A 26,383-nucleotide genomic window follows, 5' to 3' on the forward strand; every position below is an offset into this window, starting at 1 on the left:
GGACGAATGACAGAGAGGATCACCGAGGTGGCAATCGGCGCCACCAGGGCTGAAGGAGGGACGAGGACGAGGTCGTACAGGGTCGGTGGGGCGTCGGCCCTCCCCGACATGGGCGACGCGGGGGCGAGGCCTCTTGTCGCCCTGGAGATCTGCGACGACCCGGCCCTCTGGCCGGCGGTCGTGCTGGACGAGGTCGGTGACCTCGCTGGCGACCTCGCCGGGTGGGCGAAGGCCGCGGAGGAGAGGTGGGGTGCCGACCTGGTCCGCCTCGTGCTGACGAGCACGCGGCGGCGGGGTTTCGACGACCCCGCGTCGGCAGGGAGAGCGGTCGAGGAGGTGCTCGCCGCCACAGGACTCCCCCTCATCGTCGAAGGGAGCATCGATCCCGCCCTGGACACCGGGGTCTTCAGGCGGTGCGGGGAGGCGGGCGAGGGGGAGAGACTCCTTCTCGGCACGGCCGAGGCCGAGAGGTACCGCTCGGTCGCGGCCGCCGCCCTTGCCTACGGCCACGCCGTCGTCGCCCAGACCCCGATCGACATCAATCTCGCAAAACAGCTGAACATCCTCCTGCGGGAGACGGGGGTGCCGCACGACCGGATCGTCATCGACCCGTACACTGGCGCCCTGGGCTACGGCTTCGAGTACTCCTACTCGGTGATGGAGCGGGTCCGCACCGCCGCCCTCGCGGGCGACGCCGACCTTGCGATGCCGATGATCAGCGCCGCACAGGACTCCCTCACGGTGAAGGAGGTGCGGGAGGCCCCTGAGGAGGAGAGGGCGGAGACCGCCGTGCAGTGGGAGTTCTATGCCGCCTTCGCCGCGGCGGTGGCAGGCGCCGGGATCGTCTGCGTCCGCCACCCCCGCACCGTCGGGGTGCTCAGAGAGGCGATCGCCGACCTGTGGGGGGGAGAGGGATGGCGATGAAGGCGCTCGAGGTCTACAAACTCCTGCCGAAGACCAACTGCAAGGAGTGCGGGTTCCCGACCTGCCTCGCCTTCGCGATGAAACTCGCCGCCGGGGGCGTCGAACCCGAACGCTGCCCGTACCTCGACGAGGAGACGAAGGCCCTCCTCGGCGGGGCGACCAGGCCGCCGGTGCGAGCGGCGACGGTCGGCGTCGGCGCCCGCTCCTTCACCGTCGGAGAGGAGATCGTGATGTACAGGCACGAGAAGACCTTCTACCACCGTCCCGGCATCATGGTCTGCGCCGGCGACACCTCGCCGCTGGAAGGGATCAGGGCGACCGCCGGGGAGGTCCGCGACCTCGTCGTCCACCGGGTCGGGCAGGACCTGACCCTCGACGGCATCGCGATACGGTGCGAGAGCGGGGACCCGGACCGCTTTGCCGCGGCCTCCATGGCCGTCGGGGAGTGCGGCGACCTCCCCCGTCTCCTCATCGCGGCAGACCCCGACGCCCACGCGGCGGCCCTCCGGGTCTGCGGCCAGTTCCTGCCCCTCATCCACGCCGCGACCGCGGAGAACCACGCGGAGATGGCGGCCCTCGCGAAGCGCTACGGGTGCCCCCTCGTCGTGCGGGCGGAAACCCCGGAGGAACTCGCCGACCTCGCCGCGGCATGCACCGCCGCCGGCGCCAGGTCCATCCTCCTGGACCCCGCCCCGCGGACGATGGGGGACTTCGTGGCGCGGGCATCGCACCTGCGGGAGCACGCGGTGACGAGGGCGTCGCCCGACCTCGGGTATCCCCTCTATCTCGACACCGTGACCCTCGGCACCGACGCAGCGCTCGCCGCCGGCATCCTCAGGTACGCCGGGGTCATCGCCGTCCCGCCCCTGCCGCGGCCCTCCCTCCTCGCCGCCCTCACCCTCCGCCAGAACATCTACACCGACCCGCAGAAGCCCATCCAGGTGACGCCCGGCATCTACCCGGTGAACAATCCGGGCAGGGACGCACCCGTCCTCCTCTCGGTGAACTTCTCCCTCACCTACTTCACCCTCCTCGGCTACCTGGAGGCCGGGAAGGTCCCCTGCTATCTCTTTGTCGTGGACACCGCGGGACTCTCCGTCTTGACGGCGGTCGCCGGCGGGAAACTCGACGAAGACGTGGTGAAAAAGTCGATCGAGGCCATGGGCCTCGCCGGGACCGTGGACCACCGCACCATCGTCATCCCCGGCTACGCGGCACCCCTCTCCGGGAGGATAGAGGAGGCGACAGGGTGGAAGGTGCGTGTCGGGCCGCGCGACGCCGCGGAGATCGCAGAGTTCCTGGAGAAGGAGGGGTAGATGCCGGTCGTTACCTTCCTGCCGGGTTATCGGAAGGCCCGGGTCCCGCAGGGCGCCACTGTCCTGGAGGCGGCGCAGAAGGCCGGCCTCGTGATGAACGTCGTCTGCGGCGGGCAGGGGAAGTGCGGCAAGTGCATCGTCCGCGTCGAGAGCGGGGAGACGACCTTCGACCGGGAGAAGTTCGGCGTCCTTTTTGCGGCCGCGGAACTGGATGCGGGCGCCTGTCTCGCCTGCCAGACCCGCGTCTTCAGCGACGCCCGCATCGAGGTCCCGGCGCGGACATTGGTGCAGGAGCAGAAGATCCTGGTCGACGCCCGACCCCTCGACGTCCCCCTCCACCCGTCGGTGCGGAAGTACGCCCTCGCTCTCTCGCCGCCGACTCTCGACGACCCCTCCTCAGACCTCGCACGTTTGCTCGACGGGGTGGAGAACACCGGAGGACCTGCGGCGGCGAAGGTCTACGCGCCCCTGGACGTGCTCAGGAAGATCCCTATCGTCCTCCGCCACGGCAGGTGGCGGTGCACGGCGACGGTCGCCCTGGTGCCCGGCGGGTACCGCCTGATCAACGTAGAGGAGGGGGACACGGCGGCGCGGCTGTACGGGGCGGCGGTGGACCTCGGGACGACGACGGTCGTCGCCTACCTCTGGGACCTCGCCGGGGGCCGCGTCCTCTCGACGGCCTCGAACTACAACAGGCAGATCTCCTGCGGCGAGGACATCCTCTCCCGCGTGAACTATGCGAAGAAGAACGGCACCGGCCACCTCCAGGAGCTCGCCGCGGTGAGCATCAACACCGCCCTCACCGCGGCGGCCGACGCCGCAGGGATCGACCTGGAGGACATCTACGAGGTGATGGTCGCCGGGAACACGGTGATGACCCACCTCCTCCTCGGCATCGACCCGGCCTACATGATCGCCGAACCGTACGTCCCTGTCGTCAGGCGGACGTTCTCGACGACGGGGCAGCGCCTCGGCCTCTCCGTCGCCCCGACGGCCGGGGTCTTCACCTTCCCCGCGGTCTCGAACTTCATCGGCGGCGACATCGTCGCCGACATCCTCACCTCGGGGATGGCCGATGAGGACGAGGTCTCCCTCCTCATCGACATCGGCACCAACTTCGAGGCGGTCCTCGGCGGGCGGGACTGGATGCTCGCCTGCGCCGGGGCGGCCGGACCGGCCCTGGAGGGCGGGGAGGTGCTCTTCGGGATGCGGGCGAACCCGGGGGCGATCGAGAGGGTGCGGATCGACGAGGCGACCCTCGAACCCGCCTTCGAGACGATCAACGAAGTCCCGCCCGTCGGTATCTGCGGGTCGGGTCTGATCGACCTCCTCGCGGGCCTGATCCGCGCCTGCGTCATCGACAGGACAGGGCAGATCAACACCGCCATCGACCACCCGCGGATACGCATGGGCCGCCATTTCCCCGAGTACGTCGTCGCATGGGAGAAAGAGAGCGGGGCGGGGAAAGATATCGTGATCACCGGGCACGACATCAGGAACCTGATCCTGAGCAAGGCGGCGGTGCTGGCGGCCTGCATCACCCTGATGGACGCGGCAGGCATCGCCCACGACGACCTCGCCACCGTCTTCTTCTCCGGGGCCTTCGGGAACTATATCGACAAGGAGAACGCCGTCACCATCGGCCTCATCCCGGAGGTGCCCCTGGAGAGGGTGCGGAACCTGGGGAACGGGGCGGTCACCGGGGCGAACCAGGCCCTCGTCAGTCGGGAGAGGAGGAATGCCCTCGACCGGATCGCACGGACGATCACCTATATCGAACTGAACGCTGACCCGGGGTTCATGGACAGGTACACGCAGAGTTGTTTCCTCCCGCACACCGACCTCTCCCTCTTCCCGACGGTGCAGAAAGTCCTCGACGAGTGCAGACTGCGGAGAGGGGCGCAATGGCAGGGGTGATCCCCGCGGCGGGCCTGCGGGCGACCGGGGTCGGCGCCCTGCCGCACCGCGACCCGGACGCCGCATGCCGGGCGGTCCTCGCCGCATTCCCCGAGGTGCCGTACGCCCCGACCCTCCCGAACAGGAACCCCCTGGAAGCGATCGTCCTCGCGGAGGCCGGGTGTCTGCCCGGCGCGGAGGTCCGCGACGGGAAAGTGGTCGTCGACACGGGTGCCGACGAAGCGATGGAAAGGGTCTTCATGGACTACCTGGAGGGGCGGTATGCCGGGTACGCCGCGTCGGCGGCCACGGCCTCGGGTTTCCACCGCCTGATGACATACGACCTCTCCGGCGCCGTCCTCCTGAAGTGCCAGGTCACCGGCCCGGCGACTCTCGGGATGCAGGCGGTGGACAGAGGTCGGCGGCCCGTCCACTATGACGGGGCGTACGCCGACGTTCTCGGGAAGGCGCTCGCCCTGCGGGCGCGGTGGTCCGAGGCACGGATGCGGGAGCACGGGGTGCCGACCGTCGTGGTGCTGAACGAGCCCTACCTCACCGCCCTGGGGTCGCCTGTCGTCCCCCTGGACGAGGAGACGGTCAGTTCCTCCTTCGCCGACATCGCCGCCCTCCTCGACGGGGGCATCGGTATCCACTGCTGCGCGAACACGGACTGGGGCTTCGTCTTCTCCCTCTCCCCGTCCCTCGTCTCCTTCGACGCCCACGCCCATGCCCGCGAGTTCCTCCTGTACGGGGACGACCTTGCGGCGTACCTCGAAGGGGGCGGGGTCGTGGCATGGGGGATGATACCGGCCGACAGGCCTGCCCCTGACGCTGCGGAACTCGGCCGCATCCACGAGCGCTTCGCCGCGATCAGGCGGGCGGTGGAGGATCTGGTCGGCGACGAGACCTTTGTCGACCGCTCCCTGGTCACGCCGACCTGCGGGATCAGGGCAACGGACGAGGCCGGGGCAGGGGCGGTCATGGCGGCGGCGGCGGCGGTCGCGAGACGGGCGCGGGGTGAGAGAACATGAAGCCCTGCACCGTGGCGGTCGCCGGGAAAGGGGGGACAGGGAAGACGACGATCGCCGCCCTCCTGGTGGACGCCCTCGTCGCCGCCGGCGTGCGCCCTGTCCTCGCGGTGGACGCGGACCCGAACGCCAACCTCCACGAGGCGATGGGGGTCGCCGTCGACGAAACTCTCGGCACGATGCGGGAGGAGGCGTTCACCCGCGGCATCCCGCCGGGGATGGACAGGCGGGCCTACATCGGTTACCGCTTCAGGAAGGTGCTCGTCGAGGCCGGGGGCTTCGACCTCCTGGCGATGGGGAGGCCTGAAGGGACGGGGTGCTACTGTTTCGCAAACGACCTCCTCCGCGAGTGCGTCGACTCGCTGGTGCAGGACTACAGGTGCGTGGTCGTCGATGCCGAGGCCGGGATGGAGCACGTCTCCCGCGGCACCGTCGGGGCGCCCGACGTCCTCCTCGTCGTCTCCGATCCCTCGGCCCGCGGCCTGCGGACTGCCCTGCGGATCCGGGACCTCGCCGTCTCCCTCGGCCTTGACGAGGGGCGGATCTTCCTTGTCGTCAACCGCTCGAAAGGGGAGGCGGTGGCGGACGTACCTCTCCCCCTCGCCGCCGTGGTCCCGTACGACCCGGCAGTCGAGGAGGCCGACGTCGCGGGCCGCCCGGTCATCTCCGTCCCGCCGGGGAGTCCGGCGAGGGCGGCGGTGGAGGGGCTTCGCCGGTGGGTGATATCCTATACTGCTGTCCGGCCTCCCTCCAGATAGGGAAGAGATGAGAGAGATTTCAAAATAACGGATGAGCATATCCCGGAAATCTCATCCACTCCCCCCATCTCTGCATGCAGGGATCGGGAGAAAAGATCCTGATCGGGTCGATGTCTTCCCGAATTCCCTGAAGAATCGTGCGAAACCACCGCCTTCCCCTACCTTTCTGCCGGGGGACTGACGCCCCCGGACCCCTTAAACAGGATAGGGTCGGGGAAGAGAGACCGGAGATCCTGATGAAGGAGATTGCCATCCGCCCCCCATCGCAATGATGGGGGGACCGGGGGGTGAAACCCCCCGGAACAGACACGAGATCAGGATTTTTTCAGAACCAGATACCGATCATTCCATCGACAGGACAGAGGGCATGATCACTTTTGGGATGACCTCGATCTGTAGAATCGGGCATGAGTCCCCGGGGACTCAGGCATACGCGATGAAAATTGTTCTTTGTGGTCTGCTGGTCAACGTGCCTTCCTTTACGCTCGCGCCGGGGGACTACCTCGAAGACCTTCGGTCTTCTCGTTGCCCCCAGACCCCCGCAGTGCGATAGGGCCAGGAAGGCAGATGCGGAGATTCCATCTTTGAAAGGAGATGTTCGATGAAAATCAGAGTCCCGTGCATCCCCGGCATGAGGGGTCGGTGAGATCACATCCTCACACAAACCCGGAGAGTCGTTCCTCGGGATCATTTTCAGGGTAAATCCTTTGGATTACTCTCTTTGAGGGGTTGGCCGCCCTCGAGTCAGGACCGAGCAGGAGACAGAAATACTCTCATTCGATCTTCGATATGGCCTTCCCGGCCCAATCCTATGATGGGGGTCCGGGGGTCGCAACCCCCGGCGCGAAGATAGGGGAAGGCGAGTGATCAGAGGAGCACTCTAACAAAAGCAGGAGAGTTTGGCTTTGTAGAAACTCTCATGATGTATCTTTGTGCCGGGGGCTGGCCGCCCCCGGACCCCGGCCATTAGGAGAGGCGGAGGATGGCAAAACCCTCTCTGGACCTCCTGTTCGCTCTTGTCGGGACAGGACCCTTAAGGATCCGGGAGGTGAACCTGGCGGTCAGAGGAGGACGGGCACGGAGCACTGACCATGAAATATGAATGCCTGCGCCAGTGTCCCGCAGCAAGGATCCGCCACCCCGACGCACACCCCTTTTATCGCCAGGCGTCCACACTATTCCCCATGGCGATCCACCCGATAGACTACCGGTACGGCACTCCGGAGATGAAGGCCGTCTGGGGCGAAGAGAACCGGTTCAGGTGCATAGTGGCGGCGGAGGTCGCGCTCGCGCAGGCCGAGGCGGCGTGCGGCGTCATCCCGGCCGACGCCGCGGCGACGATCAAGGAGTGCGCGGGGAAGGCAACCCTCGCGCGGGCGAACGAGATCGAGGCCGAGATCAACCACGACATGATGGCCGTCGTCAAGGCCGTCACCGAGGTCTGCGGCGACGCCGGGCGCTGGATCCACTTCGGCGCCACCTCGAACGACATGCTGGACACCGCCACCGGCCTCCAGATGAAGGCGGCGATGGACCTGATCGAGGAGAAACTCCAGCGGCTCCTCGCGGTCCTCCTCCGCCGCGCCGGGGAGACGAAGAACCTCGTCTGCGTGGCCCGCACCCACGGCCAGCACGGCGTGCCGACGACGTACGGCCTGCGGTTTGCGATCTGGGCGAGCGAGGTGGGGCGGCACATCGAGCGCCTCCGCGAGATGCGGCCCAGAGTTGCGGTCGGTCAACTCACCGGCGCCGTCGGGACGCAGGCGGCCCTGGGCATGAAGGGGCTTGAGGTCCAGCCCGCGATGATGGAGTACCTCGGACTCACCGCAGTCGACGTCTCGAACCAGGTGATCGCCCGCGACCGGTACGCGGAGTACGTCCTCTTCCTGGCGAACATGGCAACGACCCTGGACAAGATCGGGGTCGAGGTCCGCTCCCTCCAGAGGACAGAGATCGCCGAGGTCGAGGAGGCCTTCGGCAAGAACCAGGTCGGGTCCTCGACGATGCCCCACAAGAGGAACCCGATCAAGAGCGAGCAGGTCTGCGGCCTCGCCCGTATCGTCCGCTCGATGGTCGAACCCGCCCTCCAGGACAACACCCTCTGGGACGAGCGCGACCTCACCAACTCCTCCTGCGAGAGGGTGGTCTTCCCCGAGGCCTCGGTCCTTGCGGACCACATCCTCAATGTGATGACCCGCGTCCTCGACCGCCTGAACATCAGGGAAGAGAACATCAGGAAGAACCTCGACCTCCTCCACGGCGTGAACCTGGCCGAGTCGGTGATGATCGAACTGACGAAGAGGGGGATGGGCAGGCAGGACGCCCACGAGGCCGTCCGCGTGGCGAGCATGACCGCCCTCGCGGAGAAGAGGAGCATCGCCGGCGTCCTCGAAGAGGACCCGAAGGTCGCGGCCGTCCTCTCCTCCGAGGAGATCGCCGTCCTTCTCAACCCGGACAACTACATCGGCACCGCGGTCGAGCAGGTCGACCTGGTCATTGCAAAACTCAGGCCCCTCTCGGCCTGAAAAATCTTTTTTTCACGGAGCATATCCCAGAACTCTCGTTCATTCCCCCCATCTCTGCATGCAGGGATCGGGAGAGAATATCATGATCTGGTCGATATCTTCCTGAATTCCCTGAAGAATCGTGCGAAACCACTGCCTTCCCCCACCACTCTACCGGGGGACTGACGCCGAAAATCAGAGATTTTCTCGACTCCCTCCGGTCGTTCCCCGAAACAGGATAGGGTCGGGGAAGAGAGACCGGAGATCCTGATGAAGGAGGTTGCCATCCACCCCCTATCGCAATGATGGGGGGTGCGAGCGTTAGCGAGCATGAGAAGACGAAGTCTTCGAGACCGGGGGGAGGGAGCGATAGCGACCGTGAGAAAACCGTAGGTTTTCGAGTGGCGAACGCAGGGAGCCAAGAAGACCCATCGGGTCTTCGCTGAAACCCCCCGGACAAGACGCCAGAACGGGATTTTTCAGAACCGAATGTGAGCCCTTTCATCGGCGTGCATGAAGGTTCGGATCAGTTCTGGGATGACCTCACGCAAAAAAAAGAGGATTTTATCCCAGCCTCCCCCTGAGGAGGAGGGCGGCACCGGCCGCGAGGACGGCAAGCCCGAAGGGGAGGGGGCTCTGCTGCGGGGTGGTCGTCGCCGCGGCGGCGGGGGTCGTGACCGGGAGTGCGGTCGCGGTCCCGGTCGGCGTCACGGTCATGGTCGCCGTCGGCGCGGGTCCGGACTCCCCGGCCCCGATCGCGAAGAGGGAGAAACCGGGGCTCTCGGCGGTGAAGGAGTAGCCGTACGCGTCCTCGCCGACGATACGGGTCGGGAGGGCGTGCCAGGCGTCGTCGTGGTACCGGTAGAGCACGACGTCCTCAGGCGCGAAGCCCCTCGCGTCCAGCCATGCCTTCGGGACGGTGAAGTTCAGGGACGCACCCGCGAGGGCGGCGTCCGTGGCGCGGTAGAGAGTCACCTCGTCGTACTCAAAGACCGCACCTGCCGGGGCGTCGACGCCCGAGGGCAGGCTTCCCTTCTCCACGGTGAGGAGGACTTCAGGGATATGCTCCCCGGCCGTCACGCCGACCTCATAGATCGCGGAGTTCCTGATGCCGAAGGAGGCGTGGCCGCCTGCCGGGATGTTGCTCGCCGTACCGGCAGAGACGTCGGAGCGACCGCCGCCGGAACCGCCTGAACTGGGGGTCGGCACGGTCTGGAGGGCGAAGGAAAGGGGCGTGTTCGGGCCCTCGACGACCGTCACCGTCTGTTCGGCCGGGGTCACGTAGCCTGCGAGGGAGACGGTGATCGTGTGGACGCCGGGCGGGAGGTAGAGGGCGGCGTCCGTGGTGCGGTCGATCGCCACGCCGTCCAGGTGGACGGACGCACCGGTGGGCGTCGATGAGACCTGCACCGTCCCGCCGTACACCAGCGGGAGGGCGTCGGTGCCGAAGCCCGTGATGTTCAGCGGTTCGTCGCAGATGCCGTCGAAGTCGGCGTCCGCACCCCACTCCGAGATGTTCTGGGCGGGGTCATTCAGCCAGAGGTTGCCGCCGAGGTACGGCCCGCCCGCGATGTTCGTGCCGGCAGTGCGGGTGGCGTTCAGGACGGCGTCGGATTCCTCTGCATAGATGTTGGTGGGGTTGTCGAAGCGGCAGTTGGTGATGACGGCACCGGCGGACCTGTCGAAGAATGCACCGCCGCCGTTCATTGCCGTGTTGTTCGTGAAGGTCATGTCCGTCAGTCTGGCATTGGCGGACCAGAGGAAGAACGCACCGCCGCCGTTCATTGCCGTGTTGTTCGTGAAGGTCGTGCCCGTCAGGGCGGCATTGTCAGACCAGAGGAAGAACGCACCGCCGCCGTCGTTCGTTGCCGTGTTGTCCTCAAAGGTCGTGTCTGTCAGGGTGACATTGAAGGAACTGTAGAAATACGCACCGCCACCGCCATTTGCCGTGTTGTCCTCAAAGGTCGTGTCCGTCAGGGCGGCATTGTCGGACAGGAGGAAGAACGCACCGCCACCGCCACTTGCCGTGTTGTTCTCAAAGGTCGTGTCTGTCAGGGTGGCATCGGCGGAAGTGTCGAAGTACGCACCGCCGCCGCCAGCGTTTGCCGTGTTGTTCGCAAAGGTCGTGCCCGTCAGGGCGGCATTGGCGGAATCAGCGAACCACACACCGCCACCATAATATGTTGCCGTGTTGTTCGCAAAGGCCGTGTCTGTCAGGGTGGCATTGTCGGAACCTCGGAAGAACGCACCGCCGCCGAAGTTCGTTGCCGTGTTGTCCTCAAAGGTCGTGCCCGTCAGGGTGGCATCGGCGGAAGTGTCGAAGAACGCACCGCCGCCGTACGATGTTGCCGTGTTGTTCGTGAAGGTCGTGCCCGCCAGGGCGGCACTGGAGGAACCGGTGAAGTACGCACCGCCGCCGTCGTTGTTTGCCGTGTTGTTCGCAAAGGCCGTGTCTGTCAGGGTGGCACCGGCGGACCTGTCGAAGTACGCACCGCCGCCGTACGATGTTGCCGTGTTGTTCGCAAAGGCCGTGTCTGTCAGGGTGGCATTGTCGGAGGTCTGGAAATACGCACCGCCGCCGTACGATGTTGCCGTGTTGTTCGTGAAGGTCGCGTTTGTCAGGGCGGCATCGGCGGAAGCTTCGAAGTACGCACCGCCACCGCCGCCCGCTGCTGCCGTGTTGTTCGTGAAGGTCGCGCCCGCCAGGGCGGCATTGGGGGAATCAGCGAAGTACGCACCGCCACCGTTCATTGCCGTGTTGTTCGCAAAGGTCGTGCCCGTCAGGGCGGCACCGGAGGAACCGGTGAAGTACGCACCGCCGCCGTTGTTCGTTACCGTGTTGTTCGTGAAGGTCGTGCCCGTCAGTCTGGCACCGGAGGAACAGGAGAAATACGCACCGCCGCCGCCGTTCGGTGCCGTGTTGTTCGTGAAGGTCGTGTCCGTCAGGGCGACATTGGCGGAATCATGGAAACACGCACCGCCGCCAGAGTTTGCCGTGTTGCCGGTGAACGCCGTCCTCTCGACCAGGAGGTGGTCGACGCTCTCGGCATAGAGCGCACCGCCGAAACCAGGGCCCCCGTTCCCGACAAAGGTGCAGTCGGCGATGGTGAGGCCCTGAATCCCGGCGGCGTTGATCCCGGCGCCGCCACCAGAGATCAACGTGTTCCTGGAGATGTTAAGGCCGCGGAAGGTGGCGTTGTCCGCGGTGACGGTGAACGCCCGGGCAGTACCGGAGATGAGGGGTTGGGCGGGCGACCCGTCCCAGCGCGTGACCGTCACATCCGGTGCGGCGATGGTGATCCCGCCCTCGTACACCTGGCCCTCCACGCCCCAGATGCGGATCGTGTCGCCGGCGCCGATCTCCGGGATATCCAGAAGACCGGTGAGGTTCTCCGCCCCCGCCACCACGGAAATATTCCAGGTGTGAGGGTGGTCGATCGCCGCGGAAGCGGCCGCGGGGAGGAGGAGACATCCCGCAAGAAGGCACAGCACTGCGAGTCTGGCCATACTGTCGTGCATATGATCTGCAATCATAATCCTTCGCATCGTCCCGCCCATTCTTTTACGGGCACAAACTGATTTTTTTATAATGATCAGTTTGTATATCAAATCTGCGAAGTAAAAATCATAATATGTGAGAACTGATATCTGCCCATTCGTGCAGGCCGGTTCCGGGGGGGCATGTGCGGGTTTTCTCTTTCATCCGGGAGAGGGGCGGACCGGACGAGGCGCCGGAGGCCTCGGAGACGGCGCGCACAGTGAAGACACCGCCATACCTGCATCGAAAAGGACGTATCATACCGAAAATTCGGTTCAGGAGTGATTCTCCAGATCCAGAAAAAAAAGGATTTTATCCCAGCCTCCCCCTGAGGAGGAGGGCGGCACCGGCCGCGAGGACGGCAAGCCCGAAGGGGAGGGGGCTCTGCTGCGGGGTGGTCGTCGCCGCTGCGGCGGGGGTCGTGACCGGGAGTGCGGTCGCGGTTGCGGTCGGCGTCACGGTTGCGGTCGGCGCGGGCCCGGACTCCCCGGCCCCGATCGCGAAGAGGGAGAAACCGGGGCTCTCGGCGGTGAAGGAGTAGCCGTACGCGTCCTCGCCGACGATACGGGTCGGGAGGGCGTGCCAGGCGCCGTCGTGGTACCGGTAGAGCACCACATTTTCAGGCGCGAAGCCCCTCGCGTCCAGCCAGGACTTCGGGACGGTGAAGTTCAGGGACGCACCCGCGAGGGCGGCGTCCGTGGTGCGGTAGAGTGTCACCTCGTCGTACTCATAGACCGCACCGGCCGGGGCGTCGACGCCCGAGGGCAGGCTTCCCTTCTCCACGGTGAGGAGGACTTCAGGGATCTGCTCGCCTGCCGTCACGCCCACCTCGGAGATCGCGGAGTTCCTGATGCCGAAGGAGGCGTGGCCGCCTGTCGGGATGTTGCTCGCCGTACCGGCCGAGACATCGGAGTGACCGCTGCCGGAACCGCCGGGACTGGGGGAGACGGGGGTTGTGACGGCGATGTTTGCAGTGGAGGTGTCGTTCCCATAGACATTTCCAACGGTCAGCCTGACGGTGTAGGTCCCGGCACTCACGTAAGTATGAGTCAGGTTCTGCTCAATTGAGGTGGTGCCGTCGCCGAAGTCCCAGAGCCGGGCGGTGATGTTCCCGGTCGACGCGTCGGTGAAGGTGACGTTCAGGGGAGCATTGCCTCCGGTCGGGGTGACGGTGAAATCCGCCACCGGTGCCGGGAGGACGCGGACGGCATCGGTGACCGTGGAGACGTTGAAGCTGTAGGCGTTGCTCGCGTTCAGGGAGACGGTGTACGTGCCGGGGGTCACATACTCGTGCGACGGGTTCTTTTCGGACGAGACGTTCCCGTCGCCGAAGTCCCATGCCCACGCCGTGACGTCCCCGGTCGACGCGTCGGTGAAGGTGACGGTCAGGGGAGCGTTCCCTTCCTCTGTACTCTGCGTGAAGTTCGCCGTCGGCGGTGTCAGGATGCGAACCGTTGAATCAGAGACGTTGAACCCGTACGCGTTGCTCGCGTTCAGCCGGACGGTGTAGGTGCCGGCGGTCACATACTCGTGCGACGGGTTCTTTTCGGACGAGACATTCCCGTCGTCGAAGTCCCACGCCCATGCCGTGACGTTGCCGGTCGACGCGTCGGTGAAGGCGACGGTCAGAGGTGCATTGCCTCCGGTCGGCGTGACGGTGAAATCCGCCACCGGTGCCGGGAGGATGCGAACCGTTGAATCAGAGACGTTGAACCCGTACGCGTTGCTCGCGTTCAGCCGGACGGTGTACGTGCCGGGGGTCACATACTCGTGCGACGGGTTCTTTTCGGACGAGACATTCCCGTCGTCGAAGTCCCACGCCCACGCCGTGACGTTCCCCGTCGACGCGTCGGTGAAGGCGACGGTCAGAGGTGCATTGCCTCCGGTCGGCGTGACGGTGAAATCCGCCACCGGTGCCGGGAGGACGCGGACGGTCGCATCAGAGAGGCTGAACCCGTACGCGTTGCTTGCGTTCAGCCGGACGGTGTACGTGCCGGGGGTCACATACTCATGCGACGGGTTCTTTTCGGACGAGACGTTCCCGTCGCCGAAGTCCCATGCCCATGCCGTCACGTTGCCGGTCGACGCGTCGGTGAAGGCGACGGTCAGCGGGGCATTGCCTTCGCCGGTGCTCTGCGTGAAGTTCGCCAGAGGCGGCGGGAGGATGCGAACCGTCGCATCAGAGAGGCTGAACCCGTACGCATTGCTTGCGTTCAGCCGGACGGTGTACGTGCCGGGGGTCACATACTCGTGCGACGGGTTCTTTTCGGACGAGACATTCCCGTCGCCGAAGTCCCACGCCCATGCCGTGACGTTCCCGGTCGACGCGTCGGTGAAGGCGACGGTCAGCGGAGCGTTCCCTCCGGTCGGCGTGACGGTGAAATCCGCCACCGGTGCCGGGAGGACGCGGACGGCATCGGTGACCATGGAGACGTTGAACCTGTAGGCGTTGCTCGCGTTCAGGGAGACGGTGTAGGTCCCGGCGCTCGCGTAGATGTGGTTCGGGTTCTGCTCGGTCGAGGTGGTGCCGTCGCCGAAGTCCCAGAGCCAGGCGGTCACGTCCCCGGTGGAGGTATCGGAGAAGGTGGCGGTCAGGGGAGCGTTGCCTCCGGTCGGCGTGAAGGTGAAGTCTGCGGCCGGCAGTTCGAGGACGGTGATGGTCACGTCCTCAATCGTACCGGCAGTGACGCCGACCGTCGCCCTCCCGTAGGCCGTCGCACCGACCACTTCAAGGGTGTGGTTGCCGGCGAGGAGGTAGAAGGCGTTGTTTGTAGTGCGGGTGGTGTTCGTGCCGTCGACGAAGACAAAACCGCCGGTGGGCGTCGATGAGACCTGCACCGTCCCGCCGTACACCAGCGGGAGGGCGTCGGTGCCGAAGCCCGTGATGGTCAGCGGTTCGTCACAGATGCCGTCGAAGTCGGCGTCGGCACCCCACTCCGAGATGTTCCGGGCGGGGTCATTCAGCCAGAGGTTGCCGCCGAGGTACGGCCCGCCCGCGATGTTCGTGCCGGCGGTGCGGGTGGCGTTCAGGACGGCGGCGGACCCCTCTGCATAGATGTTGGTGGGGTTGTCGAAGCGGCAGTTGGTGATGACGGCACCGGTGGAATCGACGAAATACGCACCGCCGCCGTTCTGTGCTGCCGTGTTGTCTGTGAAGGCCGTGTCTGTCAGGGCGGCATCGGCGGAACTGGAGAAGTACGCACCGCCGCCGTCATTGTTTGCCGTGTTGTTCGTGAAGGTGGTGTCCGTCAGGGCGGCATCGGCGGAATTGATGAAGTACGCACCGCCGCCGTCAGAGTTTGCCGTGTTGTTCGTGAAGGTGGTGTCCGTCAGGGCGGCACTGGCGGAACTGTCGAAGACCGCACCGCCGCCGTCATTGTTTGCCGTGTTGTTCGTGAAGGTGGTGTCCGTCAGGGCGGCATCGGCGGAATTGATGAAGTACGCACCGCCGCCGTCAGAGTTTGCCGTGTTGTTCGTGAAGGTGGTGTCCGTCAGGGCGGCACTGGCGGAACTGTCGAAGACCGCACCGCCGCCGTCATTGTTTGCCGTGTTGTTCGTGAAGGTGGTGTCCGTCAGGGCGGCATCGGCGGAATTGATGAAGTACGCACCGCCGCCGTCAGAGTTTGCCGTGTTGTTCGTGAAGGTGGTGTCCGTCAGGGCGGCACTGGCGGAACTGTCGAAGACCGCACCGCCGCCGAAGCCTGCCGTGTTGTCCGTGAAGGTCGTGCCCGTCAGGGCGGCATTGGGGGAACTGTCGAAGAACGCACCGCCGCCGTTCATTGCCGTGTTGTTCGCAAAGGTCGTGCCCGTCAGGGCGGCACCGGCGGAACCTCGGAAGTACGCACCGCCGCCGTCGTTCATTGCCGTGTTGTTCGCAAAGGCCGTGTCTGTCAGGGTGACATTGACGGAATTTTCGAAGACCGCACCGCCGCCGTCGTTCGTTGCCGTGTTGTCTGTGAAGGTCGTGCCCGTCAGGGTGGTATTGTCGGAACCGGTGAAGTGTGCACCGCCGCCGTTCAGTGTTGCATTGTTGTTCGTGAAGGCGGTGTTTGTCAGGGTGGTACCGGTGGAAGAGAAGTACGCACCGCCGCCATTCTGTGCTGCCGTGTTGTTCGCGAAGGTCGTGTCCGTCAGGGTGGCATTAGAGGAACCTTCGAAGCATGCACCGCCACCGCTGAGGTCCTTTGCCGTGTTGTTCGCAAAGATCGCGCGTGTCAGATTGGCATTGGGGGAATAGGCGAACCATGCACCACCACTGCCATAATCTGCCGTGTTGTTCGCAAAGATAGTGTCCGTCAGGTCGGCATCGGCGGAATTTTCGAAATCCGCACCGCCGGCGAAGTCTGCCGTGTTGTTCGTGAAGGTCGCGCGTGTCAGCGTGGCACCGGTGGAACCGCGGAAGAACGCACCGCCACCGTTGTTCGTTGCCGTGTTGTTCGCAAAGGTCGCGCCCGTCAGGACGGCACGGGGGGAATCGACGAAGTACGCACCGCCGCCCCAGTTCATTGCCGTGTTGCCGGTGAAGGTGGTGTCCGTCAGGGCGGCATCGGCGGAACCGGTGAAGTACGCACCGCCGCCGTCTTTCTTTGCCATGTTGTGCGTGAAGGTCGCGTTTGTCAGGGTGGTACCGGTGGAACCGAAGTACGCACCGCCGCCGTCAGAGTTTGCCGTGTTGTTCGTGAAGGTGGTGTCCGTCAGGGTGATGTCCACCGAGGTAGAGATGGACCAGGAGAAATACGCACCGCCACCGTTCGCTGCCGTGTTGTGCGTGAAGGTCGCGTTTGTCAGTCGGGCTGTGGAACAAAGAGAGTCGAAGTACGCACCGCCGCCACCGAAGTTTGCCGTGTTGTTCGCAAAGGTCGTGCCCGTCAGGGCGGCATCGGCGGAAGCTTCGAAGTACGCACCGCCACCGTTGCTGTTCTCTGCCGTGTTGTTCGCAAAGGTCGTGCGTGTCAGGTCGGCATTGGGGGAACCGCAGAAGTACGCACCGCCGCCGGAGTTCGTTGCCGTGTTGTTCGTGAAGGTCGCGCCCGCCAGGGCGGCACCGGGGGAACTGGTGAAGTACGCACCGCCGCCGTCGTTCGTTGCCGTGTTGTTCGCAAAGGCCGCGCCCGTCAGGGCGGCACCGGCGGACCTGAAGAAGACCGCACCGCCGCCGGTCTCTGCCGTGTTGTGCGTGAAGGTCGTGCGTGTCAGGGCGACACCGGCGGAATAGGCGAAGTACGCACCGCCGCCGGTCTGTGTTGCCGTGTTGTCCGTGAAGGTCGTGTCCGGCAGGGCGACATCGGCGGAACTGTCGAAGTACGCACCGCCGCCTTTCTCTGCCGTGTTGCCGGTGAACGCCGTCCTCTCGACCAGGATGTGGTCGACGCTCTTGGCATAGAGCGCACCGCCGAGGGCAGAGTCTCCCCCATTCCCGACAAAGGTGCAGTCGGCGATGGTGAGGCCCTGAATTCCGTAGGCGTTGATCCCGGCGCCGCCACCAGAACTCAACGTGTTCCCGGAGATGTTGAGGCCGCGGAAGGTGGCGTTGTCCGCGCGGACGGTGAACGCCCTGACGGTGCCGCCGGAGATGAGGGGTTGGGCGGGCGACCCGTCCCAGCGCGTGACCGTCACGTCGGGCGCGTCGATGGTGACCCCGCCCCCGTAGGTGTGGCCCGGAACACCCCAGATGCGGATCGTGTCGCCGGCCCCGATCTCCGGGATATCCAGAAGACCGGTGAGGTTCTCCGCCCCCGCCACCACGGAAACATTCCAGGTGTGAGGGTGGTCGATCGCCGCGGAAGCGGCCGCGGGGAGGAGGAGACATCCCGCAAGAAGGCACAAAATTGCCATTCTGGCCCTATTATTGTATATATGATCTTCAGTCATAATACTCCCTATCGTCCCGCTCTTTTTTCACGGGATGTGATGACATCCTTATAGATTGCGATGAGATGATATATCAAAAATTCCGATTAGTAATGGTAATATACTATATATTGGATTTACTAATTGCAGACATATACAAACCATGCAGGCTGATTACGGCCAACGGAACACATATAGGGTTAATCCGTCTCTACGAGTTTCATGAGGGCCGGATACGGGACCGGGGATCTCGAATGCGGCGCGCAAAAGAGAGTGCACCGCCAACGGCACCAGAATAGGAAGAGAACAGCCGTCAACTGATCCCCACGGCAACCCTGCCGCCTTCTCGAAAACCCCGGGGGGTTTTCTCGAACCATTCCCGCCCCTACAGGTCATGTATGGTGCCCGGAAAAAAGAACCGGCGCCCCTTCCGGGACCGCCAATCACTCACTCCTCCCCGCCCTCCGGCACGGAGACGTGTATCTGGACAAAGCGCCACCCGTCCCAGGTGTTCATCAGGACGGCGGTCAGGACGCCGTTCAGGTGCCGCACCCTGCCCTCCGCCGTGACCGTCATCTCGAAGGGCGTCGCCACCCAGGCGATGATCCCGTCCGCCGCGATCCTGAGGTCGCCGTATTCGAGCGAGAGATCGTCGCACCCTGCGAATTCGCGGGTGATGGCCGAGACGTACTCGTCGCGCCCCTCCACCCACTCCCCGCTCTCCGAACCGATCCCGATCACCTCGGGCGCCAGCAGCGCCGCAACGCCGTCCGCGTCCTTTCGTCCGTACGCGGAGGCGTAGGCGTACATCGTCTTCGTCACCGCCTCACGTGTCTTTGCACTGAGAAACATCTGTACAGAATAGAACAGAAAGGAGTTAGCCTTTCCTGACCCTGCGCCATCCGCGCCCCCTGCCGGCGAGATGAGAGCGGAGAACACACCCGGAGCGAGAGGGTACGACAGAGACATAAGAAGAAAAAATACGCGACCCCGGCCTGATGAAACCGGAACCAATTAATACGATTATTGGAATGTCTTTTTAGCCTCCATTCCGGGAAATCCCCTTGTCCCGCCCCTTAATAGAGGAGACTTCAGACATGTACAGAGACACGTTGCAGTACCGATCAGAGTCAGCAAAAGGGGGGGATACCATACCAGAGCAAAAATACCAGATACCACGCGGGAGTTCTGCTCCCGGAGAGAGCATGCGGATGACCGGAAAATCCCTGGAAAAGAGAGACCACTCTCCCACAATCCCCGGGGGCGAATATCTGCTTCTCCTCGACGCCATGCCCGTACAGGCATGGACACTCTCCGACCCTTCGACATACGGGGCGGTCAACACCGCCAGGGCGGAGTTCCTCGGGCTGAAGAAAGAAAACCTTGAGAAACGGGCGATCAGGGACGTCATCCCAGAAGAAGATGAGGCGGCAACCTGCATCAGAGAGAACGAAGAGGTCTTCATCGGCAAAAAAATTATCCAGACCACTCAATGGGCCTGCAACGCTCTCGGGGAGGAGCGGTTGCTTGTCATCACAAAAAAACCCGTCCTTGATGATTGCGGCAATGTCATCTCTGCGGTCTGCACGGCAGAGGACATCACCGACAGGAGGCGTGCTGAAGATACGGCGCTCAGGCGGGATGCGATCCTCGATGCCGTGGGATATGCTGCGGACGCCCTGATGAAACAGGGAGAGTGGAGCGACGAGATGCCGGAGGTCCTCCGGCGCCTGGGGGAGGCGACCGGGGTGAGCAGGGCCTACCTCTTCGAAAACAGCAGGACTGCGGCAGACCCGTCCAGACCCCGGTGCTGGGAGTGGACCGCGGCAGGGATCAGGCCACGGGGGAAGAACCGGCAGATCGTCTCCCCGGAAGAGACACCGGGGTGGTACGCCGACCTTGCCGCGGGCCGTCCGGTCGCCGCCGGGTCGGGAGAATTCCCTGAGAAGGCGCAAAAATATCTATCTTCAGGGCAGGTCCTCTCCCTCGTCGCGGTCCCTCTCATCGTCGAGAGGGAGTGGTGGGGGTGCCTCGTCCTCGACGACTGCCGAGAGGAGAGGACGTGGCCGGGAGCGGAGATCGAGGCACTCAAGGTTGCAACGCGGATCATCGGCGCCGCCATCCTGAGACAACGCGTCGATGACCTCTACCGCCTGCCGGTCATGTACTCCTCCTCCGGAGTCTACCTGACCCAGGGCGGCACCATCAGGTACGTCAACCCCGGTTTCGGCAGACTCTTCGGCTACACGGAGGCGGAGGTCGTCGGAGAGATGGGCCCGACAGAGATCATCGTCCCGGCCGACCTGCCCCGTTTCCAGGAGACCATGCAACATCTCCTCTCCGGCGAGACGACCATGGCACGGGACGATGTCAGGGGACGCGGGAAAAACGGCCGCCCGCTCTCCCTCGAACACTTCGGGACACGGACGTCCTATCGCGGGATGCCGGCGGTCCTCGGGACGTTCATCGACAGGACCGCACAGAAACAGGCCGAGGCCGCCCTGACAGAGAGCGAGGAGAAGTACCGCGAACTCTTCAACAATGCCAGAGACGCCATTTTTCTCATAGAACTCACAGACGACAACCATCCGGGACGCCTGATCGAGGTGAACCCGGCAGCCTGCACCTATCTCCAGTACCCCAGGGAAGAACTCCTGTCCATGCCGCCCGGCGAGATCGAAGACCCGAAGACACAGGCCTCCCATGCCGGGAACATGGAAAACCTTCTCCTCCACGGTGAAACCGCCTTCGAGTCCGTCTTTGTCAGAAAGGACGGGTCAACCCTGCCGGTCGAGATGCGGTGCACCCTCTTTGAAATGGCCGGAAAGCCGGTGGTCCTTGCCGTCGCACGGGACATCACCGAGAGGATAGAACGGCAAAAAAAGGAGGCGGTGGCGTTCAGGCAGATCGAGAAGAACATGGAGCAGTTCGCCATCCTCAACGACCACATCAGAAATCCCCTGCAGGTGATCCTCGGGCTTGCCGTCCTGTACGACGAGGAGGTCGGGGGCAGGATCGCCGCAGAGGTCAGGGAGGTCGACGCCCAGGTGAAGAGCCTCGACCAGGGCTGGCTCCAGTCGGAGAAGATCAGGGCGGTGCTGCGCCGCCACTACGGGATGTTTCCTGACGGCACCGTGGGGTGACAGGGAGAGTGAGGAGGGGCGATCCGCGATCGTGCCTATCTATATCATACAGCCCCAAACCCTGTACCTGAACATGGCAAACCTGCACACACACCCGGCCGTGCAGGAGGGGCGGCGTGGCTGACCTCTTCCTGAAGGGCTGGGTCGAACAGGGCGGACGGCGCCTCTCTGAGGAGGAGGTGCTGGCCGTCCTGACGGAGAACCCCCGCGACGTCTCTCTTTTCGGCGGCGAGTTCTGTCTTCGGTACGGCGAGTGGGAGGCGCGGGACCATTTCGGCATCGTGCCCGGGCCCTCGCCGGCAGGGACGGTCACCTGCGACGGCGAGGTCGTCGGCCCTGTGGACCCCTGCTATCCTGCCGGCGACCTCGACGAGGCGGTCGTCGAGGCGGTCGCCCTGCGGACGGTCGACGGCGCCGCGGTCGCCCTCTCGGGCGGCGTGGACTCAGCGCTCGTCGCCGCCCTCGCCCGTCTCCCCGCGGTCGTCGTCGGCCTGGACGGTTCGCACGACCAGAGGCGGGCCCTCGCCCTTGCAGAAATTCTCGGGATCCCCTGCGACGCCGTCGCCGTCACCGAAGGTGAGGTGGAGGAGGCGCTGCACGAGGTCGTCGCCGTCCTCGGCGACCCGAACCCGGTGGACGCCTCCATCGCCACGACGGAATATTTTGTGTGCCGCTGGGCTGAGGAGCAGGGGTATGGGCGCATCCTTGCCGGGCAGGGCGCCGACGAACTTTTCGGCGGCTACGCACGCTACCTCGACAACGACGACCTCGCCGCCGCCCTTGAGGCGGGCGTCGCCGACCTCCCGCGGCAGGTCGCACGGGACGGGGCGGTGGCCGCCCATTATGGTACCGCGTTCTCTCTCCCGTACCTGGACCTCCGCGTCGTGGCGGCGGCAGGCGCCATCCCCCCGGCCGAGAAAGTGCGGGACGGGGTGCGGAAGGCGCCGCTGCGGAAGGTCGCGGAGAGGCACATCCCGCCGGAATTCGCACGGGCCGAGAAGAAGGCGATGCAGTACGGGAGCGGGATCTGGAAGACCATCCAGAGACTCGCACGCCGTAACGGATACGATCACGTTACCGACTGGCTGAAGGCCATGACGTGCGACGCCGAGTAACCGCCGTCGCCTGTTCCCGCTCCTTCACCGGCGGGGGTGTCGCCACCGTCGAGGAAGGGACCGCCGGAAAGAAAAGAAAAGGTGATATCTGGGCTCTGGAGAATCGGGCATGAGTCTCGGGGGACTCACGCATACGCGATGAAAATTGTTCTTTGGGGTCTGCTGGTCAACATGCCTTCCCCCACGCTCGCGCCGGGGGACTACCTCGAAGACCTTCGGTCTTCTCGTTGCCCCCGTACCCCCGCAGTGCGATAGGGCCGGGAAGGCAGAATGCGGACCTCCCATCTCTGAAAGGGGATGCTCGATGAGAGTCAGAGTCTCATGCAAACCCGGAGAGACGTTCTCCAAGATCATTTTCATGGTAAACCCTTGCGGGAAAGTACTTCCTGAAGTGATAGGGGAAAAAATTCTGTTCAGACGTGCCAGGTCCGGGGGGGCTGCCGCCCCCCATACCCCCTGCCATTACGATAGGGGCAGGGATGGCCTCCTCCTCCTCCAGGACTCCGACCCTTTCTTCCCGGGACCAATCCTCGCGCGGGGGTCCGGGGGCAAAAGTCCCCCGGCGAACGGGAAGGGGAAGGCAGAGGATCGGCACGCACAATCAACCGATGGAGGAGGATTTCTCCAGAGCCGAAATCTGAAAAAACACATTCAAAACCTCTACTTTTCTTTTATATCCCCTGCCTGCTATCTCTTCTCCGGGAGTCGCCGGGCCGACGTTCCCCTATCGCCTGCCCCTTCATGCGGCAGCATTTTTCCGGGCGTTCCCGGTCCCGGCACCCCACACGGAGGCAGACCTCCATGAACAGGAAAACGAAAAAAGTCAGACAGGAAGATAGCGACGCCCGCCAGGGCATCGGGAACCGGATGGTCGAAGTCGTCGAGGAGGAGAAGAGATGCAGGGCATAGATGGCAGCCAGGACGTACATGGTTACCGCACCAACCGCCGGGCCGCCATCACAGAGTCGGAGGGCGCGGCACATAAGCATAGCGATGTGATCGAGGCGGTGCCTCTCTACCTCGTCCCCCCCGCGGTCACGGCCAGCGTGAAGAAGTTCGGCGGGGCGATCCGCGAAATGCACGTGACGCGGGGCGGCAGGCACATGTACGGGATCACGGTGGTGGTGCAGGAATGACGGCCACTCTCCGTCTCGGGTCCGACGACGCGGTCTACCTGCTCGTCGGTCGGGAGCGCTACCGGATCGCCCCTGAAAACCTGCGCCTCCTCCTCGTCCGCGGCCACGCGGTGCCGGTGTGGGACGGGGAGGCAATCGTGGGCCACGCGGCGGTGAACGCCGCGGGCCGTGCGGTGAAGGTCTTCACCGTGGCGGGCCACTTCATCGTGCCGCTCGTCTCGTTCCGCCGCGTCGCCACGGGCGAGGCCCGTTCCGCGCCGCTCTTCCCCCTGGTGCCGGAGGGGCGGCCATGATCCCCCGGGCCCTCGCCGCCCTGTTTCCCGGCGGCGTGGTGGAGGTGCGGGCGTTGGGGGACTATGCGACGCACTCCGGTTACTTCGACGATTTTGCCCGCCTTGCGGCGGCAGCCGAGGCCCTGGACGCCGACCCCGAGGTCCGCGGGATCTATGTCACCCTGAACGAGGTGGACCCGGCCCTCCTGGCCCGAAGAGCGAACAGGGTGAAGATGCGGCTTTCCCGGAGCGACGCCACCACCGCGGACGCCGACATCGTGCGCCGGCGCTGGTTGCCCATCGACCTGGACCCGGTGCGGCCGAGCGGGGTCTCGTCCACGGATGCGGAGCACGCGGCGGCACTCGCGAAGGCCGACGAGATCGCCCTCTGGCTTTCCGAACGGGGCTTCCCCGCCCCGATCAGGGCCGACTCGGGCAACGGGGCGCACCTCCTCTACCGGGTGGACCTCCCGCCCGACGACGAGGCGACGGCCCTGGTGAAGGGCGTGCTCGCCACCCTCGACGCCCTCTTCTCTGATGAGCACGTCACCGTGGACACGGCGAACTTTAACCCGGCCCGGATCTGGAAACTCTACGGGACACTCTCCCGAAAAGGCGACCACACCCCGGAGAGGCCGCACCGGCGGGCGAGGATCCTCTCGGCGCCCGAGACGGCGGAGGTGGTGGCGCCCGACCTCCTCAGGGAGACCGCCGCCCTCCTCCCGGTCGAGGCCCCGGCCCCGGCGAAGGGATCCAAGACCGACCTCACCGCCTGGCTTTCTGAGCACGGCATTGCCGTGCGGAGCACGCGGCCCTGGCAGGGCGGCACGCTGTACGTCCTCGCCGACTGCCCCTTCTCGACCGCCCACCGCGACGGCGCCTTCGCCGTCCAGTTCCCGAGCGGTGCGGTCTATGCCGGGTGCCACCACGCCTCCTGCGGCGGCGGGGTGCAGAGGTGGCCAGAACTGCGGGACAGGTACGAACCAAAACAGCAGAAGAGGCGGGAGGTGCCGCCACCTCCCCCGAAACCTCCGGCACCCGACCCCGCATACCGCGAGAAAGCCCTCGCCATCCTCACCCGCGGCGACCCCCGCGCCTTCCTCCTCGACACCTTCAACCGCGAGCACGTCGGCGACCGCACCGTCGCCGAGTGCCTGGTGATGTCCCTCGCCTCGCAGTCGGTGGAGAACACGAACGGGTTGCACGTCTCGGTCTCCGGGACCTCAGGGAAAGGGAAGAGCCACGCCTGCACCACCATGCTCAAGCAGGTGCCGACCGGCTACCGCCTCGCCGGGACCGTCTCGAACAAGGCTCTCTACTACAACGACGATCTGCGGCCGAGCACCGTCTTCCTCTTCGACGACGTCACCCTCTCCGAGGACCTCCAGGAGGTCCTGAAGGCGGCGACGGCGAACTTCAGGGAGAGGATCGAGCACCACACCGTCTCGCCCGACCGCAAACTCCAGGTCTGCCGGATACCTGAACGCTGCGTCTGGTGGCTCGCCCGCGTGGAAGATCCTGGCGACGACCAGGTGATGAACCGCATGCTCACCGTCTGGATCGACGACTCGGCCGAGCAGGACGAGCGTGTCCTCAGGCACATGAAAGAGCGGGAGGCGCGGGAGGACGACGGCGACGACGAGGACCCGGACCTTCCCGTCTGCCGCGCCATCTGGGAGGTCCTCAAAGAGGAACGCCTCCACGTCTCCATCCCGTACGCGGAGAGAGTTCACTTCTCCGCCACCACCAACCGCCGCAACCCCGGCATGCTCTTCGACCTCATCAAGTGCCACGCCCTCCTCCACCGTTTCCAGAGGGAGGCGTACGACGGCGGCATCAGGGCCGACAGGTCGGACTTCGCCGCCGCTGCCCGGATATATGCGGCGATCAACGGCGAGTCGGGCGGGCAGGAGACGAAACTCACGAAGAACGAGGCCGCCGCCCTGGAGACGGTGGCCACGATGGGGTGGGAGCAGTTCACCGTCAAGATGCTCCAGGACGCCCTCGGGCTTTCGTACCAACAGACCTACCGTATCCTCCACGGCTACGCAAGCCGGGGGATGACCTACTCCGGCCTTCTGGAGAAGTGCCCGGCGATCAGTTATCTCGACACCATGGTCACCGAGGACTGCGAGGGCTACGCGGTCCGCCGGCGGGAGCACCTCTTTCTCTTCGACCGCGAGACCTACCGGCGCTGGGCACGCGGCGGCGAGGTGTGGATCGATGAGGGAGGTGACCGGGACGACGGTCCCGGTCCCGACCGCGATGATACTTTCAGCATTTCAGCACGTTTTCAGCAGAATTTCAGCACCTGCCGCGATAGAAAAAAGACAAGGGACGGCCCGGAAACTGACAGTACTAGTACAGATAGAGAGACGCGTCTCTCTCTCTGTACTAACTTACAGCAAAACACACACCCACACAGTGACACCTCTCCCCCGGCGTCCGGGTGTGCGGGTGGGTGTGATATGCGCGATGCTGAAAACGATCCCGCGATGTCGCCGCTTCGGGGGGATAATCCTGATCGGCCACCATCAACACATCCGTTGAATTTCAGCACCTTCCGAAAGTTGCTGAAAACTGCTGAAAGAAAAGGACCGACGACACTCCCCGGCGTCCTGGACCACCGGGAGTTCACGCGGGTCTCGACCGACCTCGGACGGTGCACTGTCTGCGACGAGGGGAGGGCGGTGTACCGCTCAGGCGACGGGCGGGCGAGACTCTGCGAGAGGTGTTATGGTCGGTTGGTGCAGGCGTGGAATGAGAGGAGGGGGATTGCGTGAGTCCGTGGCGCATCAGCGGCACGCGCTGCCGGTGGCCCCGGGGGAGGAAGACATGCGGGAGAACTTTATGGAGGAAACGACCAGATCACTCATGCGTCTGGCATGAGAGGGGAGAATACC

Annotated in this window: 14 protein-coding genes; 11 read left to right on the plus strand and 3 right to left on the minus strand. The window is 65.0% G+C overall.

Features of this window, described 5'->3' with window-relative positions; all coding sequences use genetic code 11:
• The first annotated feature begins 6 nt into the window (after positions 1-6).
• The 6 genes from MEFOE_RS10630 (at position 7) to purB (ending at position 8,447) form a co-directional block, all read left to right on the plus strand.
• Entirely contained in the window at positions 7-924 is a 918-nt protein-coding gene (locus tag MEFOE_RS10630; protein WP_067051920.1) for an acetyl-CoA decarbonylase/synthase complex subunit delta, read from the plus strand.
• Positions 921-2,240, plus strand: coding sequence for an acetyl-CoA decarbonylase/synthase complex subunit gamma (acsC, locus tag MEFOE_RS10635; RefSeq protein ID WP_235809611.1), 1,320 nt, complete (start codon positions 921-923; stop codon positions 2,238-2,240). Before MEFOE_RS10630 ends, acsC begins: the two co-directional genes overlap by 4 nt.
• Positions 2,241-4,157 carry an ASKHA domain-containing protein gene (locus tag MEFOE_RS10640; protein ID WP_067051924.1) on the plus strand — a complete coding sequence of 639 codons (1,917 nt, stop codon included), beginning with the start codon at positions 2,241-2,243 and terminating at the stop codon, positions 4,155-4,157.
• Entirely contained in the window at positions 4,145-5,167 is a 1,023-nt protein-coding gene (locus MEFOE_RS10645; protein WP_067051926.1) for a uroporphyrinogen decarboxylase/cobalamine-independent methonine synthase family protein, read from the plus strand. Before MEFOE_RS10640 ends, MEFOE_RS10645 begins: the two co-directional genes overlap by 13 nt.
• Complete coding sequence (locus tag MEFOE_RS10650) at positions 5,164-5,922, plus strand: ATP-binding protein (RefSeq protein ID WP_067051928.1); 759 nt, start codon at positions 5,164-5,166, stop codon at positions 5,920-5,922. The genes MEFOE_RS10645 and MEFOE_RS10650 overlap by 4 nt, the downstream gene beginning before the upstream one ends.
• A gap of 1,184 nt (positions 5,923-7,106) precedes the next feature.
• Complete coding sequence (purB, locus tag MEFOE_RS10655) at positions 7,107-8,447, plus strand: adenylosuccinate lyase (RefSeq protein WP_067051930.1); 1,341 nt, start codon at positions 7,107-7,109, stop codon at positions 8,445-8,447.
• A gap of 543 nt (positions 8,448-8,990) precedes the next feature.
• Here purB and MEFOE_RS10660 read toward each other — a convergent pair.
• The 3 genes from MEFOE_RS10660 to MEFOE_RS10670 form a co-directional block, all read right to left on the minus strand.
• On the minus strand, positions 8,991-11,945 hold the full coding sequence (locus MEFOE_RS10660) for a right-handed parallel beta-helix repeat-containing protein (RefSeq protein WP_160329536.1): 2,955 nt from the start codon (positions 11,943-11,945) through the stop codon (positions 8,991-8,993).
• A gap of 331 nt (positions 11,946-12,276) precedes the next feature.
• Positions 12,277-17,799 (minus strand): PKD domain-containing protein, encoded by a 5,523-nt coding sequence (locus MEFOE_RS10665; RefSeq protein WP_160329537.1) that lies wholly within the window; start codon positions 17,797-17,799, stop codon positions 12,277-12,279.
• Between the two features lie 462 nt (positions 17,800-18,261).
• Positions 18,262-18,666, minus strand: a complete 405-nt coding sequence (locus MEFOE_RS10670) for a nuclear transport factor 2 family protein (RefSeq protein ID WP_067051936.1) — start codon at positions 18,664-18,666, stop codon at positions 18,262-18,264.
• Positions 18,667-19,025: 359 nt separating this feature from the next.
• On the opposite strand from MEFOE_RS10670, the gene MEFOE_RS10675 reads away from it, so the two are divergent.
• The 5 genes from MEFOE_RS10675 to MEFOE_RS10690 all read left to right on the plus strand — a co-directional run bounded on the left by MEFOE_RS10675 (position 19,026) and on the right by MEFOE_RS10690 (position 26,263).
• Positions 19,026-20,957, plus strand: coding sequence for a PAS domain S-box protein (locus tag MEFOE_RS10675; RefSeq protein ID WP_160329538.1), 1,932 nt, complete (start codon positions 19,026-19,028; stop codon positions 20,955-20,957).
• 116 nt (positions 20,958-21,073) lie between these two features.
• On the plus strand, positions 21,074-22,072 hold the full coding sequence (locus MEFOE_RS10680) for an asparagine synthase C-terminal domain-containing protein (RefSeq protein WP_067051940.1): 999 nt from the start codon (positions 21,074-21,076) through the stop codon (positions 22,070-22,072).
• An 896-nt stretch (positions 22,073-22,968) separates the two neighbouring features.
• Complete coding sequence (locus tag MEFOE_RS13805) at positions 22,969-23,208, plus strand: hypothetical protein (RefSeq protein WP_153015948.1); 240 nt, start codon at positions 22,969-22,971, stop codon at positions 23,206-23,208.
• Positions 23,205-23,501, plus strand: a complete 297-nt coding sequence (locus MEFOE_RS10685; protein WP_067051942.1) for a hypothetical protein — start codon at positions 23,205-23,207, stop codon at positions 23,499-23,501. Before MEFOE_RS13805 ends, MEFOE_RS10685 begins: the two co-directional genes overlap by 4 nt.
• Complete coding sequence (locus tag MEFOE_RS10690; protein ID WP_067051944.1) at positions 23,498-26,263, plus strand: hypothetical protein; 2,766 nt, start codon at positions 23,498-23,500, stop codon at positions 26,261-26,263. Before MEFOE_RS10685 ends, MEFOE_RS10690 begins: the two co-directional genes overlap by 4 nt.
• Positions 26,264-26,383: the final 120 nt, after the last annotated feature.

The organism is Methanofollis ethanolicus (genome assembly GCF_001571385.1).
Taxonomy (GTDB): domain Archaea; phylum Halobacteriota; class Methanomicrobia; order Methanomicrobiales; family Methanofollaceae; genus Methanofollis; species Methanofollis ethanolicus.

Bases quoted from the DNA above. Each gene is read 5' to 3' on its own strand.
- purB (WP_067051930.1), top strand. From the start codon at position 7,107: ATGGCGATCCACCCGATAGACTACCGGTACGGCACTCCGGAGATGAAG.
- MEFOE_RS10665 (WP_160329537.1), bottom strand. From the start codon at position 17,799: ATGGCAATTTTGTGCCTTCTTGCGGGATGTCTCCTCCTCCCCGCGGCC.
- MEFOE_RS10650 (WP_067051928.1), top strand. From the start codon at position 5,164: ATGAAGCCCTGCACCGTGGCGGTCGCCGGGAAAGGGGGGACAGGGAAG.
- MEFOE_RS10630 (WP_067051920.1), top strand. From the start codon at position 7: ATGACAGAGAGGATCACCGAGGTGGCAATCGGCGCCACCAGGGCTGAA.
- MEFOE_RS10690 (WP_067051944.1), top strand. From the start codon at position 23,498: ATGATCCCCCGGGCCCTCGCCGCCCTGTTTCCCGGCGGCGTGGTGGAG.
- MEFOE_RS10685 (WP_067051942.1), top strand. From the start codon at position 23,205: ATGACGGCCACTCTCCGTCTCGGGTCCGACGACGCGGTCTACCTGCTC.
- MEFOE_RS10660 (WP_160329536.1), bottom strand. From the start codon at position 11,945: ATGCACGACAGTATGGCCAGACTCGCAGTGCTGTGCCTTCTTGCGGGA.
- MEFOE_RS10670 (WP_067051936.1), bottom strand. From the start codon at position 18,666: ATGTTTCTCAGTGCAAAGACACGTGAGGCGGTGACGAAGACGATGTAC.
- MEFOE_RS10675 (WP_160329538.1), top strand. From the start codon at position 19,026: ATGACCGGAAAATCCCTGGAAAAGAGAGACCACTCTCCCACAATCCCC.
- MEFOE_RS10645 (WP_067051926.1), top strand. From the start codon at position 4,145: ATGGCAGGGGTGATCCCCGCGGCGGGCCTGCGGGCGACCGGGGTCGGC.
- acsC (WP_235809611.1), top strand. From the start codon at position 921: ATGAAGGCGCTCGAGGTCTACAAACTCCTGCCGAAGACCAACTGCAAG.
- MEFOE_RS13805 (WP_153015948.1), top strand. From the start codon at position 22,969: ATGCAGGGCATAGATGGCAGCCAGGACGTACATGGTTACCGCACCAAC.
- MEFOE_RS10640 (WP_067051924.1), top strand. From the start codon at position 2,241: ATGCCGGTCGTTACCTTCCTGCCGGGTTATCGGAAGGCCCGGGTCCCG.